This window comes from Streptomyces sp. NPDC093795 (assembly GCF_044764665.1).
Lineage (GTDB): Bacteria > Actinomycetota > Actinomycetes > Streptomycetales > Streptomycetaceae > Streptomyces.
Map to the genome: position 1 here is coordinate 359,271 of NZ_JBIWIO010000009.1, position 14,085 is coordinate 373,355.

Here is a 14,085-nt window from a genome sequence, read left to right on the forward strand (position 1 = left end):
GGAACTCAGATCCCCACCGTGAAACCGCTGGACCAGCCCTGCATCGTGGCGACCATGCTGTCCCACGCGCCCGTGAGGAGCAGGACACCGGTGACGAGCATCATGCCGCCACCGATCCGCATCACCCACACATAGTGCTTCTTCACCCACCCGAACGCGCCGAGCGCCTTGCGGAAGGCGACGGCGGCGAGCACGAACGGCACGCCGAGGCCGAGGCAGTACGCGAAGGCGAGTATCGCCCCGCGCCCGGCGCTGGCCTGCTCCAGGGCGAGGGCGTTGACCGAGGCGAGGGTCGGGCCGATGCACGGGGTCCAGCCGATGCCGAAGAGCGCGCCGAGCAGCGGCGCCCCGACGAGCCCGGCGACGGGCTTCTTGTGGAAGCGGAACTCGCGCTGGGTGAACCAGGGCATCAGGCCGAGGAAGAACACGCCCATGAGGATCATGAGCACGCCGAGGACCGTGGTGAGCGTCTCGCGGTACTCCTGGAGCGTCGACCCGAAGTAGCCGAAGAGCGCCCCGCCGGACACGAACACGGCGGTGAAGCCGAGGACGAAGAGGACGGCCCCCGCGGTCATCCGGCCGCGGCGGTTCTCGGCGAGGTCGGTGCCGGTGACGCCCGTCACGTAGCTCAGGTAGCCGGGGACGAGCGGGAGGACGCACGGCGAGAAGAAGGAGACCAGGCCGCCGAGGACCGCGAGGGGCAGGGCGAGCAGCAGGGCTCCGCTGGTGACCGTCTCGTTCACGGGCTGCTCACTTCTCCTTGAGGAGAGGCTCGATCATCGACCGGAGCTTCTTCTCGTCGAGTGCCATGAGCGAGCGGGCGGCGATCTTGCCCTCCTTGTCGAGGACGACGGTGGAGGGGATGGACTGCGGGTTGAGCGTGCCCTTGGGGAAGCCGAAGAGGATCAGCCGGCCGTTGGGGTCGTAGAGGCTCGGGTACGGGACCTCGTAGTCCTCTTCGAAGGTGAGGGCCTGCTGCTTGTTGAAGTCGCGGGTGTTGAGGCCGACGAACTCGACGCCCTGGTCCTTGAGGTCGTTGGCGACCTTCACGAAGTGGGAGGCCTCGGCGCGGCACGGGCCGCACCAGGAGCCCCAGACGTTGAGGACGACGACCTTGCCCTTGAGGTCGGCGACGTCGAGCTGCTCGCCTTCGAGGGTCTCGCCCGCGATCTTCTCGGTGGCCGTGCGCTTGTCCTTGGCGACGGTGGCGATACCGCCCGTGTTGGTCACGAAGTTGGTGTTGCCACCGCCGCCGGACTTGCCGTTGTCGTCGCCGCCGCAGGCCGAGAGTGCGAGGGCGGCGGTCAGCACTCCGACGGCGAGCAGGGTGCGGCGAGGGGCACGGCTAAGGCTCATGTGAAAAGTTTCGCATGGGCGTTTGGGGGATCTTGGGCACCCCCCTACGTGCCCGTAAAGCCCCTTGTCAAGATCTCCTAAGCGGGCGGGGCGGACGAGGTGGGCGCAGTGGACGAGGCGGCGGCGGGCCTGAGGAAGGCGTTCCAGCCGCCGGCGGGCTTCTGTCCCACGTCGAGCGAGCGCAGCTTCTGGAGGATCTTCGGGTCCTGGACGTCGAGCCAGTCCACGAACTGCTTGAAGGAGACGAGCCGGACATCCTTCTTTCCGGCCATGCCCTTGATCGCCTGCTCGACGGCGTCCATGTAGATGCCGCCGTTCCACTGCTCGAAGTGGTTGCCGATGTAGAAGGGCGCGCGGTTCGACTCGTACGCGCGCGTGAAGCCGCCGAGAAGGGCGTCGGTGGCCTGCTTGCGCCAGCCCGGGTAGCGCGAGGGCATGCCCTTGGTGGTGTTCTTCGACTGGTTGGCGAGCATGTTGTAGTCCATGGACAGGACCTCGAAGGAGTGCCCGGGGAAGGGCACGGCCTGGAGCGGGAGGTCCCAGATGCCCTGGCGCTTGGTCGGCCAGGTCTGCCGGCCGCCGGGCGAGCTGGCGTCGTAGCGCCAGCCGAGCCGCTTGGCGGTGGGGAGCAGGTTGTCCTGGCCGAGGAGGCAGGGGGTGCGGCCGCCGACGAGCTCCTTCGAGTAGTCGAAGGGCAGCGGCTCGAGGTCGGTCCAGCCGCTGTTGGTCTTCCACTCGGTGACGAACTTCATCGCCTGGTCGATCTCGCTCTGCCACTGGGCCGGGGTCCAGTTGCCGACGGAGCCGGAGCCGCCGCAGAAGTGCCCGTTGAAGTGGGTGCCGATCTCGTGGCCTTCGAGCCATGCCTGCCGGACGTACTTCAGCGTGTCCTTGATGTGGTCGTCGGTGAGGTAGCCGATGTCCGAGGCGCCGACGCGGTTGTTCGGCGGGCGGTAGAGGTTCTTCTTCGACTCGGGGAGGAGGTAGATCCCGGAGAGGAAGAAGGTCATCGCCGCGTCGTGGTTCTTGGCGAGTTCGAGGAAGCGCGGGAAGAGGCCGTTGCCGACCTCGCCCGCGCCGTCCCAGGAGAAGATCACGAACTGCGGCGGGGTCTGGCCCGGTTCGAGCGGGACGGGGGCGTCGGGCTGGTGCGGCTGCTTTCCGGTGTCGGCGGTGGAACCGTCGCCGATGAGCCGGACGTCGTCCTTGGTCGGGGCGGCCGTGCTCGGCTTAGCCGAGACGTCCCCACCCTTACCAGGTCCGGAAGGTCCCGGCTTGTCCGTATTGTTGGAGCTGCAAGCGGCGACGCCCATCGCGGCCGCAGCTCCAACGCCCGCCCCGAGCAGCCCCCTTCGACTGATTCCACTGATCCCGCGCATGACATCCCCATTCGCGCTGACGTATGACCTGAACGTCATCCAAACCGACAATGAGTGAGATGCCGGGAGGAACACATAGGTTCCGGGAAATAGCACAAAAATTTCAGGGCGGTCGGTTGGCATGAACACCACCCGACCGCCCTGAACTGTGGACCGTGCGCCGCGGCGCTGTCCAGTGGAGCGTCTTTTCCGGTCTACGCCCCTGAGCCGCTTTTCCGGGAGCTACGCTCCGAACGCCTTCGACTTCCCCTTGACCGGCTTCGCACCGGCCCGCAGGTGTACGGGCACGAGGTCGAGCGCCGGCTCGCTGTACCCGACCGAGACGATCCGGTCGCCCTGGTACGTGAACGAGGTCAGCGAGGCCAGCGTGCACTGCCGCCGCCGCGGGTCGTGCCAGAGCCGCCGCTTCTCGACGAAGCTGCGGACGATCCAGATCGGCAGCTGATGGCTGACGCAGACCGCCTCGTGCCCCCGGGCCGCGTCCTTCGCCGCGTCGAGCGCGCCCATCATGCGGACGACCTGCTCGATGTACGGCTCGCCCCAGGACGGCTGGAACGGGTTGGTCAGGTGCTTCCAGTTCCCCGGCTTGCGCAGCGCCCCGTCGCCGACACCGAAGGTCTTGCCCTCGAAGACGTTCGCCGCCTCGATGAGCCGCGGGTCGCTCGCCAGGTCGAGACCGTGCGACTTGGCGACCGGCATGGCCGTCTCCTGCGCCCGCTCGAGGGGGGAGGAGACGACGTACGTGATGTCCCGGTCGGCCAGGTGCTCGGCGACCCGGTCCGCCATCTGACGGCCCAGCTCGGACAGGTGGTAGCCGGAGCGGCGCCCGTAGAGCACCCCGTCCGGGTTGTGGACCTCGCCGTGCCGCACGAGGTGGACGACGGTGATGTCGTCGTTGCTGGTGCCGTCGTTGCGGATGCCGTCGCTGCCGGCGCCGCTGTTGCTGATGCCGTCGTTGCTCGCGGCGCTCATGCGGTGGCCTCCGCGGCGGCGCGGGCGGCGGCCGGCAGGGCGGCGGCGATCCGCTCGACCGCCCGCTCGTCGTGGGCGGCCGACACGAACCAGGACTCGAAGGCGGACGGCGGCAGGTACACGCCGTCGGCCAGCATCGAGTGGAAGAAGGCGTTGAAGCGGAAGGCCTCCTGCTGCTTCGCCTCGTCGTAGTTCCGCACCTCGTCGGCGGTGAAGAAGACCGAGAACATGTTGGAGGCGGTCTGCAGCCGGTGCGCGACACCCTCCTTGGCGAGGGCGCCGGAGACGAGCCCCTGGATCTCCCTCGAGACCGCGTCGACCTTCTCGTACGCCGCGTCGTCGAGCAGCCGCAGCTGCGCGAGCCCGGCGGCGGTCGCGATCGGGTTACCGGAGAGGGTGCCCGCCTGGTAGACCGGACCGGCCGGGGCCAGGTGCCCCATGACGTCCGCGCGGCCACCGAACGCGGCGGCCGGGAAGCCACCGCCCATGACCTTGCCGAAGGTCAGCAGGTCGGCCTTGACGCCGTCGACGCCGTACCAGCCGGCCTTCGACGTACGGAAACCGGTCATCACCTCGTCGGAGATGTACAGCGCGCCGTTCTCCCGGCACAGGTCCGCGAGGCCCTGGTTGAAGCCCTCGGCCGGCGGGACGACGCCCATGTTGCCCGGCGAGGCCTCCGTGATGACGCAGGCGATCTCGCCCGGGTGCGCGGCGAAGGCGGCCCGCACCGCGGCCAGGTCGTTGTAGGGCAGCACGATCGTGTCGCCGGCCTGGGCCCCGGTCACGCCGGGCGTGTCGGGGAGGCCGAGGGTGGCGACACCGGAACCGGCCGCGGCGAGCAGCGCGTCCACGTGGCCGTGGTAGCAGCCCGCGAACTTGACGACCTTGGCGCGCCCGGTGAACCCGCGGGCGAGCCGGATCGCGGACATCGTGGCCTCGGTGCCGGAGGAGACGAGACGTACCTGCTCGACCGGCTCGATCCGGGCGACGATCTCCTCGGCGAGCGCGACCTCGCCCTCGCCGGGCGTACCGAAGGAAGTGCCGCGGGCCACGGCGGCCTGCACGGCGGCGGTGACCTCGGGGTGCGCGTGGCCGAGGATCATCGGACCCCACGAGCACACCAGATCGACGTACTCACGACCGTCCGCGTCGGTGAGGTAGGGACCGGAACCGGACACCATGAACCGGGGCGTTCCGCCCACGGCCCGGAAGGCACGCACCGGTGAGTTCACGCCGCCGGGCGTCACGAGGGAAGCGCGGTCGAAAAGCGTCTGTGAGACTGGGGCTTCGTATGAATACGGCACTGTGATCCTGACCTGCGAGAACGACTTCGGGCACGACTTCGGGAACGGAGGGACCGCGTGGACATCCTGGGTATTACGCCGGGGCGTACGCCCTCCGCGTCTGCGAAACTGGGGCGTCATAGGGATGGCTCACGGAATCCATGGTGTCAGAGGCCACGGCGTTCTTGCGGACAGGTGTTTCACCGTACGAACGCGGGGGAGGTCACTGACACGATGATCGGGTCGCGCGGCGGGGTCGTGTTGCCGAGAAAAAGCAGTCGGGTGGAGATATGCATCGCGGTGGCGGACCGGGCGAGGGGACGGACGACCTGGGCCCGGAGTCTGCCCGGCGGGGGAGGCACCGGCGCCGGCGGGCGGAGGATCCGACCGCGTCGGAGCGCCGGGCGCGCCCCGAACCGGCCGCGGAACCACCCCCTGCGACGACCGGGGGCCGGAGCTTGGGGGTGACGTACAAGTACTTCGGCGCGCCCAACAGCTCGACGGCGGCCCAGGTCCCTATCTCCATGCGCCCGGAGGAGCTCGGCGGCGACGAGCTCGGCATGGGCGGCATGTTCACCAAGATCAAGCCGGAGACCATAGCGGCCATGGTCCTGACCGGCATCCAGGGCATGCCCCTGAGCAAGGTGCCGCCGCTGGAGCTGGTGGTGCTGCACCCGGACTACGCGGTGGTGAAGCTGCCGATGACCGTGGTCGATCCGCTGCGCGCGATCGGCGAGGAGTCGGTCGGCGCCGCCGCCTTCATCTGGTCGACGGTCCCGGACCGCGGCGGCCCGCGCGACGCGTTCGACGTCTACCAGCTGCTCCACGAGTGGCAGGACTTCTCGGTCCGCCTCCACGAGGCGGGCCACCAGCCGTACTGCCTGGTGTGGCCGTGAGCCGCTGAGCGAGCGGGGGCGGTCGGGGGGCAGGGGTGGTCGGGAGTCGGGTGCGGTCGGGAGTCGGGTGCGGTCCGCCTCCGACCGGGCTGACCGCTGTCCGCCGGACGATCTACGAGCAGGCGTTTCGCCGCACTTTCAACTCTCATAAGTGATGAAATTCGGACGAATAGTACACGGCGTGCGGAAGCCGCGCCCGGTGGGAGCCCCGTACGAGGAAGGACGCGACGCGTGAGCGGAGTACGAGAAGTGCGAGGAGCCCGAGGAGTACGCGTGGCCGGCGAACCCATGCAGCTCGCCGAGGTCGCGGCCAGGACCGAGCTGTCCCTGCGCACGATCCGGCAGTACGAGGACTGCGGCCTGGTCGTGCCGTCCGCGGCCTCGCCGGGCGGCTTCCCGCTCTACACGGAGGCGGACGTGTCCCGGCTGATGGTGGTCCGCCGGATGAAGCCGCTCGGCTTCACCCTCGACGAGACCCGCGAACTCCTCACGGCCGTGGACCGGCTGGCCGCCGAGCGCGCGGGCACGGACACGGAACTCGACGCGGACGAGCGGGCCGCGCTCCTGGCCCGCGTCCGCGACTGCGAAGAGGCCGCCGCGGAGCGGGTCACGGAACTGCGGGCCCAGCTCGCCCGCGCGGAGGAGTTCGCCGACTCCCTCCGGCACACCCGCCTGACGTCGGCGGCGCCGGCCTGACCTGTTCCCCGGAGCCCCCCCCCCCCCCCCCCCCCCGGCGGGCGGGCCTCAGGGAGCGAGCGCGGCCGCGAGGTCGCGGAAGAAGCGGGCGTAGGCGGCCGGGCTGGGCGGGGTCTCGGGGTTCCACGGCGTGGACCGGACGCCGGACAAGGCCCCGTCGGGCGCCGTCGCGTGGGCGCGGCTGTCGAAGAGGACCAGGTCGGGGCGGAGTTCGGCGGCGCGGCCCCAGTCGGCGGTGAGCCAGTTGGCGCCCGGCCCGGGGCCCGGGTCGACGAGCCGGACACCGAGCTCGGCGAGCCGCGCCAGCTCGGGCCAGGCGTGCGGCCGGGCGAGATGCACCTGGCCGGGGCCGGCCCCCGAGAGGGCGAGCACGGCGAACCCGCCGGCCGCCGCGGCCTCCCGGAGCAGCTCCTCGGCGGCCCGCAGCCCGGTGGAGGAACCGGCCGCCGCCGCGTCACCGCGGCTCACGGCCTCCTGGCTCACGGCCTCCTGGCTCACGGCCCCCTGACTCACGGCCCCCAGGCTGACGGCCAGCGCGCCGAAGCGGTCGAGGATCGCCGACAGGGTGAGCTCGTTTCCGACGGAGAGCGCGACGAGCGGTATCCCGATCCGGTCGGCGACGGCCTCGTCGAGCGCGTACGGGCTCTTCCCGTCATAGGTCACGTCGACGATCACGTCCGGCCGCAGCTCCCGCAACCGCCCCTCGTCCAGGGCGCGCCCCGGCCCGAGGTACGTCACCCCGGCCGCCCGCAGCCCGCCCTCCTTGGCCGGGTCGAGGGACTCGCCGTCGTGCCCGGAGCCGTAGACGGCGACCGGCGTCACGCCGAGGTCGCACAGGGCCGCCCCGGCCCGCACGTACGCGATCACCCGGCGCGGCACGCGCGCCGCTCCCAGCTCCGTACCCCTGTCGTCCGTGAATCCCCATGCCTGTGCACCGGACATACGGCGCTCCCTCCCCGGCCGGAATGTGCCTCTTCCGCCACCTTGGAGCGGTTCCCCGGCGCGCACAAGAGGGCCTGCCCACCCGCGAGACGGGTCTCAGGCCTCCCGGACGGCGCGGGGGTCGCGTCCGGTCGTCGCGAGCAGCCGCTCGAAGGCGGTGGCGCGGCCGGGGTCGGGCAGGTCGACGGCCTCCGCGAAGACGCTCATCTCCCGGGCCATGGGGGCCATCCGCTCCACCTCCCCGACGAGTTCCGCGACCACGGCCGGGTCGGGTTCGAAGCTCCGTCCGGTGGCGCGGGCCAGGTCCCAGAGGTGCACGGTCAGGTCGAGCAGGACCATGAACCCGACGGTCCGCGCGGGCAGCCCCATGGCGCCCGAGGTGCCCTCTTCGGCGCCCGGCGCCGACCAGGCCTCGACGAGCTGCCCGGTCTCGGCCGCGAACCGGTCGCGCCAGTCGGCCTCGGCGAGCCGGTCCGGGGTGTGGGAGAAGTCGACGGCCCCCTTGGCGGCGAGGGCCTGGAAGTTCACGACGACGTGGAAGAGATGGTTCAGCAGGGCGCGCACGTCGTACTCGGCGCAGGGCGTGGGCGAGCCGAGTGCGGTGTCGGCGGTGTCCCTGATGAAGGGCGTGGCGCGGGTGGCGGCGCTACGGAGCAGGTCACCGATGCGGGGCGGGGCGTCGTTCGTCATGGGGGCGACGTTAGGCAAGCATGCCCGCCCCGGTCTTGAAGAAACCCGCCAGGGCGGACACGCCCTAGCATCGGAGGATGCCTTCCTCCGCTCCCCGCCGGGACACCCGGGGCATCGTCGACCCCGCCGAGCTGCTCTCCCGTGTCCGTTTCCGCCGGCACACCCCCGCGCCGGAGCTGCGGCCCTATCTGGAGCACTACTGGCTGATCGACTGGGAGCTTCCGGAGCCGTACGCGACCCATGTCGTCCCGCATCCCTCGGTGAACGTCGTCTTCCAGCGGTACGGAGCGCTCGGCGCCCCGGTGTCGGCGGCGGAGGTGTCCGCCGAGGTCTCCGGGATCGGGCTCGGGGTCTTCACGCAGAAGCTGGCGGAGTCGGGCCGGGTCTGCGGGGTGCAGTTCCGTCCCGGCGGTTTCCGGCCCTTCGCGCCCGCGTGGCCGGTGTCGAGGTGGACGGGCCGCCGGGTCCCGCTCGCGGAGGTGTTCCCGGACGCGGCCTTCGACGTACCGTCCGCTGTCCTCTCCCCCGACGCCGACCACGCGCGCGTGGCGGCGCTCGACGCCTTCCTGCTGGCGCTCGGCCCCGGCGCCGACCCCGATCCCGCCGCCGAGCAGGCCATGCGGCTCGTGGACCTGGTCCGCACGGACCGCACGGTCCGCAAGGTGTCGCAACTGGCCTCGGTGACAGGTCTGTCGGCGCGCTCGCTCCAGCGTCTCTTCGCGTCCCATGTCGGCGTCGGACCGAAGTGGGTGATCCTGCGCTACCGCCTCCATGAGGCCCTGGAACGCGCCGAGGGCGCCGGGGAGGCGGGCGCCCCGGACTGGGCGGCCCTGGCGGCGGAGCTGGGCTACAGCGACCAGGCGCATCTCGTCAGGGACTTCACGGCGACGATCGGGGTGCCGCCGACGGCGTACGCCCGCGGTCTGTCAGTGCCCTGACCTACCGTACGGACATGGACACCGACACCTCCGCCGTACGGCTGGAAGCCTGGTCCGACGACGACGCCGGCCTGCTGCGCGCCCTGAACGCGCCCGCGTTGACGGGGCACCTGGGCGGCCCGGAGACCGAGGAGCAACTGGCCCGCCGCCACCGGCGGTACGTCGAGCTGAGCGCGGACGGCACGGGCGCGGGGCGGATGTTCCGGATCGTGCTGCTGCCGGAGGAGGCCGTGGTGGGCAGCATCGGCTACTGGACGCAGACCTGGGACGGCGAGCCGGTGTACGAGACCGGGTGGGCCGTGCTGCCGGGCTTCCAGGGCCGGGGCCTGGCGACGTCCGCCACGCGCGCGGTGATCGCGGAGGCCCGTTCGGCGGGCCTCCACCGCCACCTGCACGCGTTCCCGTCGGCGGACAACGCCGCTTCGAACGCGGTGTGCCGCAAGGCGGGCTTCGAACTGCGCGGCGAGCGGGACTTCGAGTACCCGCCGGGCCGCCCGATGCGCTGCAACGACTGGCGCCTCGATCTGGAGACGCCCTAGGCGCCGGGGAGGCTCAGGAGCCGTCCTCCGGGGTGGTGAGCGGCCGGGTGAAGTGGAAGGCCACGATGTCGAAGCGCTCGCGCAGGTAGAAGCGGTGGGCTCCGGTGCGGTGGGTGCCGGAGTCCAGGTTGAGTTCGTGGCAGCCGGCAGCGCGGGCGTGCGCCTCCAGGTGGGCGATGAGCGCGTGGCCGACCCCGGTGGAGCGGGTGGTGGCGGCGGTCACGAGATCGTCGACGTAGAGCTTGCGCAGGGAGCTGGTGTTGTTGATGATCCGCCAGCCGGCCGCGCCGACGCAGCGGCCGTCGTCCGCGTAGGCGGCGGAGAACCGGAGCCCCTGCGGGTGGCCGGCCTCGTACACCTCGCGGAAGAGCGCGGGGGTGAGGTGGGGGCGGAGTTCGGAGAGGACCGGCAGGAGGTCGTTCTCAAGGCGGGAGTCGCCGGGTTCGAGGTCGATGATCTTCATGGCGGGACGGTACCTCAGGGCTTTTTCCGGGTCGACGCCCCGGGCGCGGCACCGAATTTCCCTGGCAGCCCGTCCCGCCCCGATGCCATCCTGTCCCCGTGAACGGACCGGAGATCCAGATCAGCTTCGCCCCCGGCCTGGGGCTCTTCGTCTCGCCCGAGCGGCGTTCGGGCCGCACGCCCATGACCACCGACGGCGCCTCCTCGCTCGGCCACGTCGTGGAGTCGCTGGGTGTGCCGCTCACCGAGGCCGGGCGGCTCCTGGTCGACGGGCGGCAGGTCGACGCCTCGCACGTCCCCGTCTCGGGCGAGACGGTCCAGGTGGAGGCCGTCGCCCGTCCGCAGCCGGTGCCGGGCGCGCCGCTCCGGTTCCTGCTCGACGTGCACCTCGGCACGCTGGCCCGACGGCTGAGACTGCTCGGGGTGGACGCGGCGTACGAGAGCGAGGACATCGGCGACCCCGCCCTCGCCGCGCTCTCCGCGCGGGAGCGCCGCGTCATGCTCTCGCGGGACCGCGGCCTGCTGCGGCGCCGGGAGCTGTGGGCGGGGGCCTACGTCTACAGCGACCGGCCGGACGAACAGCTCCGCGACGTCCTTGAGCGGTTCGCCCCGCCGCTCGCACCGTGGACGCGGTGCACGGCGTGCAACGGGGAGTTGAGCGACGCCGACAAGGACGCGGTCCGCGAGCGCCTGGAGCGGGGCACGGAGAAGACGTACGACGTGTTCGCCGAGTGCGTGGAGTGCGGCCGGGTCTACTGGCGCGGCGCCCACCACTCCCGCCTGGAGACGATCGTCTCCGAGGCGGTACGGGAGTTCGGCGGCGCGACGGCCGGCTGACCCGCCCCCTGCCCGGGTCGGCCCCGGGCAGGTCCCGGGTCGATCCCGACCCCCGCCCGGGTCGGCCCCCGCGCGGCTCCTCCCTCAGGGCGCCTCGGCGGTCAGATAGCGCTGCACAGTCGGGCCGAGCCAGGCCACGACCTCCTCGGTGGACATCTCCACGACCGGCGGCAGGCGCAGCACGTAGCGGGTGAGCGCCATGCCGAGGATCTGGGACGCGACCAGCCCCGCCCGGTGCGGGGCCTCCGCCGGGTCGGGACAGACGCCCCGGGTGACGGGCCCGAGCTGCTGGGCGAAGATCTCCCGCATCCGCTCGGCCCCGGCGGCGTTGGTGACGCCGACCCGCAGCATCCCGGTGAGGACCTCGTCCCGCTCCCAGCGCTCCAGGAAGTGGGTGACGAGAACAGCCCCGATGTGCCGGGCGGGCAGCGCGCCCAGTTCGGGCAGGCCGATCTCGATCTCGGAGGCGGCTGCGAACAGGCCCTCCTTGTTGCCGTAGTAGCGCATCACCATCGACGGATCGATCCCCGCGTCACGGGCGATGGCCCGGATGGTGGCGCGGTCGTATCCGTCGGAGGCGAAGCGCTCGCGAGCGGCCTCCAGGATGGCGGCCCTGGTGGCGTCGGAGCGGCGGGCGGTCGTCATATCAACGACTGTAGGCCAACAGGCGTTGACACTCCACCGAAGCCATGTCTACAGTTGCCAACAAGTGTTGACCAACACTCGTTGGCCAACGGTCGTGGGCACCCTGGAGGCAGCCATGAGCACCACGGAGAAGACGGACACCCAGGTCCTCGTCATCGGCGCCGGCCCCACCGGCCTGCTACTCGCCGGCGACCTCGCCACCGCCGGCATCGACGTCACCCTCGTCGAGCGCCGCCCGCACGGCCTCGCCAACATGACCCGCGCCTTCGGCGTCCACGCCCGCACCCTGGAGCAGCTCGACGCCCGCGGCCTCGCCGACGAACTCCTCGCCACGGGCACGACCCTCCCCCTCGCCCGGCTCTTCGGCCGCTTCGACCTCGACCTCACCCGACTGCCCAGCCGCTTCAACCACCTGCTCGTCACCCCGCAGTACGAGGTCGAGCGACTCCTGGAGCACCGCGCGGTGGCCGCCGGAGTCACCTTCCGGTACGGGACGGAGCTGCGCGGACTGCACCAGGACGCCGACACGGTCACGGCCGAGCTCACCGACCCCGACGGCACCCCGCTCACCCTCACCGCCCGCCACCTCGTCGGCACCGACGGCGTCCGCAGCGCGGTCCGCACCACCCTGGGCGTGCGCTTCCCCGGCCGCTCCGTGATCCGCTCCATCGTCCTCGCCGACGTCCGCCTCGCCGAGGAACCCGTCGACTCGTTCACCGTCAACGGATCCGGCGACACCTTCGCCTTCCTCGCCCCCTTCGGCGACGGCTGGTACCGGGTGATGGGCTGGAACCGCACCCGCCAGGTCGCCGACAGCGAGCCCGTCGACCTCGACGAGGTCCGCGAGATCGCCCGCCGCGCCCTCGGCACCGATCTCGGCATGCACGACCCCCGCTGGATCTCCCGCTTCCACAGCGACGAGCGCCAGGCCCCGACCTACCGGGTCGGCCGCGTCTTCCTCGCCGGGGACGCCGCCCACGTCCACTCCCCCGCCGGCGGCCAGGGCATGAACACCGGCCTCCAGGACGCCGCCAACCTCTCCTGGAAGCTCACCGCCGTCCTGCGCGGCGAGGCACCCGACCCCGAGGCCCTCCTCGACAGCTACCAGTCCGAGCGCCACCCCGTCGGCGCCATGGTGCTCCGCAGCAGCGGCGCGATCGTGCGCCTCGCGATGGCCCACACCCCGCTCACCCGCGCCGCCCGCTCCCTCGCCGCCCGCGCACTCAACGCACTACGGCCCGCCTCCGCCCGCGCCATGGGCATGATCAGCGGAATCGGCATCGCCTACGCACCCCCGGCGGGCTCCCGCCGCCCCGCGGGCCGCCGCGCGCCGGACCTGCGACTGCGCGAGGGACGGCTCTACGAACTGCTGCGCGCGGGCGAGTTCGTCCTGATCGCCCCGGAGGGCGAACCCCCGACCCTGCCCGGGACCGCCCCCGTCACCCCGGAGCGCCTCATACGCGCCACCTGGACGGACCCGACGCGGCGAACCGCGGTACTGGTCCGCCCCGACGGCTACATCCACTGGACGAACCGCTGACCGAAGCGCGGATCAGAAGACGTACGGGTCCCCGGTGGCAAGCACCAGAACACGGTGCCGGTCGTTCCCCGGGACCCGATCGGTCACCCCGTCCATCCAGACCGTCGTGATGTCCACCGTCAGCTCGTCCGGGAGACCCGCGGTCCTCAGATCGAGCGCCAGCTCACCCACACCCCCACCCACGGCCCGCAGCGCACCCGTACGGCAGGACACCACCCGGTCACTGCTCCACAGACAGGCCTCCGGCAGCTCCTGACCACCCGCCAGCGGCTCGGAGAACGCGAGCCGGACCGTCGCCTGGGAGAGATCGGAGGGGCCGTGGTTCTCACTGACCAGCCACACCCCGAGCCTTCCGCCCCAGAGGGAGACATGACCGTGATGGGCCAGATCCGCCTCGGGCCCGATCGCCGGCCCCACAGCCCCGGCACCCGCACCCGCGCCCATCACCACCGCGGCCGCGAGAACGACCCCGAACACACCCTTCCGCATTCCGCGCATGCCCCTAAAATACCGATAGATCATCCCACATACTGACAACTCATCAGCCAGCGTGTCCCATGGCAGGCTGCCCCCGTGCTGACCGCCCGCTCCCTCACCCTCTTCGTCCTCGCCGCCCTCTTCGAGATCGGCGGCGCCTGGCTCGTCTGGCAAGGCGTCCGGGAGCACCGCGGCTGGATCTGGATCGGCGCAGGCATCGTCGCCCTCGGCGTCTACGGCTTCACCGCCACCCTCCAGCCCGACGCCGAGTTCGGCCGCGTCCTCGCCGCCTACGGCGGAGTGTTCGTAGCCGGATCCCTCGCCTGGGGCATGGTCGCGGACGGCTACCGCCCCGACCGCTGGGACGTCATCGGCGCACTCGTCTGCCTCGCCGGCATGGCCCTGATCATGTACGCCCCGCGAGGCCGCTGAG

17 protein-coding genes are annotated in these 14,085 nt (G+C 71.8%); 7 read left to right on the forward strand and 10 right to left on the reverse strand.

Annotated features, from left to right (window positions below):
• Window positions 1–5: 5 nt before the first annotated feature.
• The 5 genes from ACIRB7_RS24900 to hemL form a co-directional block, all read right to left on the reverse strand.
• On the reverse strand, window positions 6–743 hold the full coding sequence (locus ACIRB7_RS24900; RefSeq protein ID WP_403602642.1) for a cytochrome c biogenesis CcdA family protein: 738 nt from the start codon (window positions 741–743) through the stop codon (window positions 6–8).
• A 7-nt stretch (window positions 744–750) separates the two neighbouring features.
• A complete protein-coding gene (locus ACIRB7_RS24905) occupies window positions 751–1,356 on the reverse strand; it encodes a TlpA family protein disulfide reductase (protein WP_403602644.1) in 606 nt (201 codons plus the stop codon).
• Between the two features lie 77 nt (window positions 1,357–1,433).
• Window positions 1,434–2,726, reverse strand: coding sequence for a hypothetical protein (locus ACIRB7_RS24910; protein ID WP_403602749.1), 1,293 nt, complete (start codon window positions 2,724–2,726; stop codon window positions 1,434–1,436).
• A 231-nt stretch (window positions 2,727–2,957) separates the two neighbouring features.
• A complete protein-coding gene (locus tag ACIRB7_RS24915) occupies window positions 2,958–3,707 on the reverse strand; it encodes a histidine phosphatase family protein (protein WP_403602646.1) in 750 nt (249 codons plus the stop codon).
• On the reverse strand, window positions 3,704–5,131 hold the full coding sequence (gene hemL, locus ACIRB7_RS24920) for a glutamate-1-semialdehyde 2,1-aminomutase (RefSeq protein ID WP_403602648.1): 1,428 nt from the start codon (window positions 5,129–5,131) through the stop codon (window positions 3,704–3,706). Before hemL ends, ACIRB7_RS24915 begins: the two co-directional genes overlap by 4 nt.
• A gap of 149 nt (window positions 5,132–5,280) precedes the next feature.
• Between hemL and ACIRB7_RS24925 the strand changes: the two genes are divergently transcribed.
• Both ACIRB7_RS24925 and ACIRB7_RS24930 read left to right on the forward strand, forming a co-directional pair.
• Window positions 5,281–5,886, forward strand: a complete 606-nt coding sequence (locus ACIRB7_RS24925; RefSeq protein WP_403602650.1) for a hypothetical protein — start codon at window positions 5,281–5,283, stop codon at window positions 5,884–5,886.
• Between the two features lie 273 nt (window positions 5,887–6,159).
• Complete coding sequence (locus tag ACIRB7_RS24930; RefSeq protein WP_403602652.1) at window positions 6,160–6,582, forward strand: MerR family transcriptional regulator; 423 nt, start codon at window positions 6,160–6,162, stop codon at window positions 6,580–6,582.
• 48 nt (window positions 6,583–6,630) lie between these two features.
• Here the strand turns inward: ACIRB7_RS24930 and ACIRB7_RS24935 are convergent, their stop codons facing one another.
• Entirely contained in the window at window positions 6,631–7,524 is an 894-nt protein-coding gene (locus ACIRB7_RS24935; protein ID WP_403602654.1) for an ABC transporter substrate-binding protein, read from the reverse strand.
• 96 nt (window positions 7,525–7,620) lie between these two features.
• Entirely contained in the window at window positions 7,621–8,214 is a 594-nt protein-coding gene (locus tag ACIRB7_RS24940) for a TIGR03086 family metal-binding protein (protein ID WP_403602656.1), read from the reverse strand.
• A 77-nt stretch (window positions 8,215–8,291) separates the two neighbouring features.
• On the opposite strand from ACIRB7_RS24940, the gene ACIRB7_RS24945 reads away from it, so the two are divergent.
• Together ACIRB7_RS24945 and ACIRB7_RS24950 are read left to right on the forward strand one after the other, a co-directional pair.
• A complete protein-coding gene (locus ACIRB7_RS24945; protein WP_403602658.1) occupies window positions 8,292–9,152 on the forward strand; it encodes a DUF6597 domain-containing transcriptional factor in 861 nt (286 codons plus the stop codon).
• 14 nt (window positions 9,153–9,166) lie between these two features.
• Window positions 9,167–9,691 (forward strand): GNAT family N-acetyltransferase, encoded by a 525-nt coding sequence (locus tag ACIRB7_RS24950; protein WP_403602660.1) that lies wholly within the window; start codon window positions 9,167–9,169, stop codon window positions 9,689–9,691.
• Window positions 9,692–9,704: 13 nt separating this feature from the next.
• Here the strand turns inward: ACIRB7_RS24950 and ACIRB7_RS24955 are convergent, their stop codons facing one another.
• Entirely contained in the window at window positions 9,705–10,154 is a 450-nt protein-coding gene (locus ACIRB7_RS24955) for a GNAT family N-acetyltransferase (protein ID WP_403602662.1), read from the reverse strand.
• Window positions 10,155–10,252: 98 nt separating this feature from the next.
• Between ACIRB7_RS24955 and ACIRB7_RS24960 the strand changes: the two genes are divergently transcribed.
• On the forward strand, window positions 10,253–10,990 hold the full coding sequence (locus tag ACIRB7_RS24960; protein ID WP_403602664.1) for a Mut7-C RNAse domain-containing protein: 738 nt from the start codon (window positions 10,253–10,255) through the stop codon (window positions 10,988–10,990).
• 84 nt (window positions 10,991–11,074) lie between these two features.
• On the opposite strand, the gene ACIRB7_RS24965 is transcribed toward ACIRB7_RS24960, so the two are convergent.
• Window positions 11,075–11,635 carry a TetR family transcriptional regulator gene (locus ACIRB7_RS24965; RefSeq protein ID WP_403602666.1) on the reverse strand — a complete coding sequence of 187 codons (561 nt, stop codon included), beginning with the start codon at window positions 11,633–11,635 and terminating at the stop codon, window positions 11,075–11,077.
• A gap of 115 nt (window positions 11,636–11,750) precedes the next feature.
• Between ACIRB7_RS24965 and ACIRB7_RS24970 the strand changes: the two genes are divergently transcribed.
• The gene (locus ACIRB7_RS24970) at window positions 11,751–13,175 is read left to right on the forward strand and encodes an FAD-dependent monooxygenase (RefSeq protein WP_403602668.1); all 1,425 of its coding nucleotides are present in this window, start codon (window positions 11,751–11,753) and stop codon (window positions 13,173–13,175) included.
• A gap of 12 nt (window positions 13,176–13,187) precedes the next feature.
• Here the strand turns inward: ACIRB7_RS24970 and ACIRB7_RS24975 are convergent, their stop codons facing one another.
• Window positions 13,188–13,673 (reverse strand): hypothetical protein, encoded by a 486-nt coding sequence (locus ACIRB7_RS24975; protein WP_403602670.1) that lies wholly within the window; start codon window positions 13,671–13,673, stop codon window positions 13,188–13,190.
• 75 nt (window positions 13,674–13,748) lie between these two features.
• Here ACIRB7_RS24975 and ACIRB7_RS24980 point away from each other — a divergent pair, with 75 nt between their 5' ends.
• Entirely contained in the window at window positions 13,749–14,084 is a 336-nt protein-coding gene (locus ACIRB7_RS24980) for a YnfA family protein (protein WP_403602672.1), read from the forward strand.
• Window position 14,085 lies beyond the last annotated feature (1 nt).

Coding starts and splice junctions, on each gene's coding strand:
- ACIRB7_RS24905 (WP_403602644.1), bottom strand. CDS start 1,356: ATGAGCCTTAGCCGTGCCCCTCGCCGCACCCTGCTCGCCGTCGGAGTG.
- ACIRB7_RS24915 (WP_403602646.1), bottom strand. CDS start 3,707: ATGAGCGCCGCGAGCAACGACGGCATCAGCAACAGCGGCGCCGGCAGC.
- hemL (WP_403602648.1), bottom strand. CDS start 5,131: ATGACGCCCCAGTTTCGCAGACGCGGAGGGCGTACGCCCCGGCGTAAT.
- ACIRB7_RS24925 (WP_403602650.1), top strand. CDS start 5,281: ATGCATCGCGGTGGCGGACCGGGCGAGGGGACGGACGACCTGGGCCCG.
- ACIRB7_RS24935 (WP_403602654.1), bottom strand. CDS start 7,524: ATGTCCGGTGCACAGGCATGGGGATTCACGGACGACAGGGGTACGGAG.
- ACIRB7_RS24940 (WP_403602656.1), bottom strand. CDS start 8,214: ATGACGAACGACGCCCCGCCCCGCATCGGTGACCTGCTCCGTAGCGCC.
- ACIRB7_RS24945 (WP_403602658.1), top strand. CDS start 8,292: ATGCCTTCCTCCGCTCCCCGCCGGGACACCCGGGGCATCGTCGACCCC.
- ACIRB7_RS24950 (WP_403602660.1), top strand. CDS start 9,167: ATGGACACCGACACCTCCGCCGTACGGCTGGAAGCCTGGTCCGACGAC.
- ACIRB7_RS24955 (WP_403602662.1), bottom strand. CDS start 10,154: ATGAAGATCATCGACCTCGAACCCGGCGACTCCCGCCTTGAGAACGAC.
- ACIRB7_RS24965 (WP_403602666.1), bottom strand. CDS start 11,635: ATGACGACCGCCCGCCGCTCCGACGCCACCAGGGCCGCCATCCTGGAG.
- ACIRB7_RS24970 (WP_403602668.1), top strand. CDS start 11,751: ATGAGCACCACGGAGAAGACGGACACCCAGGTCCTCGTCATCGGCGCC.
- ACIRB7_RS24975 (WP_403602670.1), bottom strand. CDS start 13,673: ATGCGCGGAATGCGGAAGGGTGTGTTCGGGGTCGTTCTCGCGGCCGCG.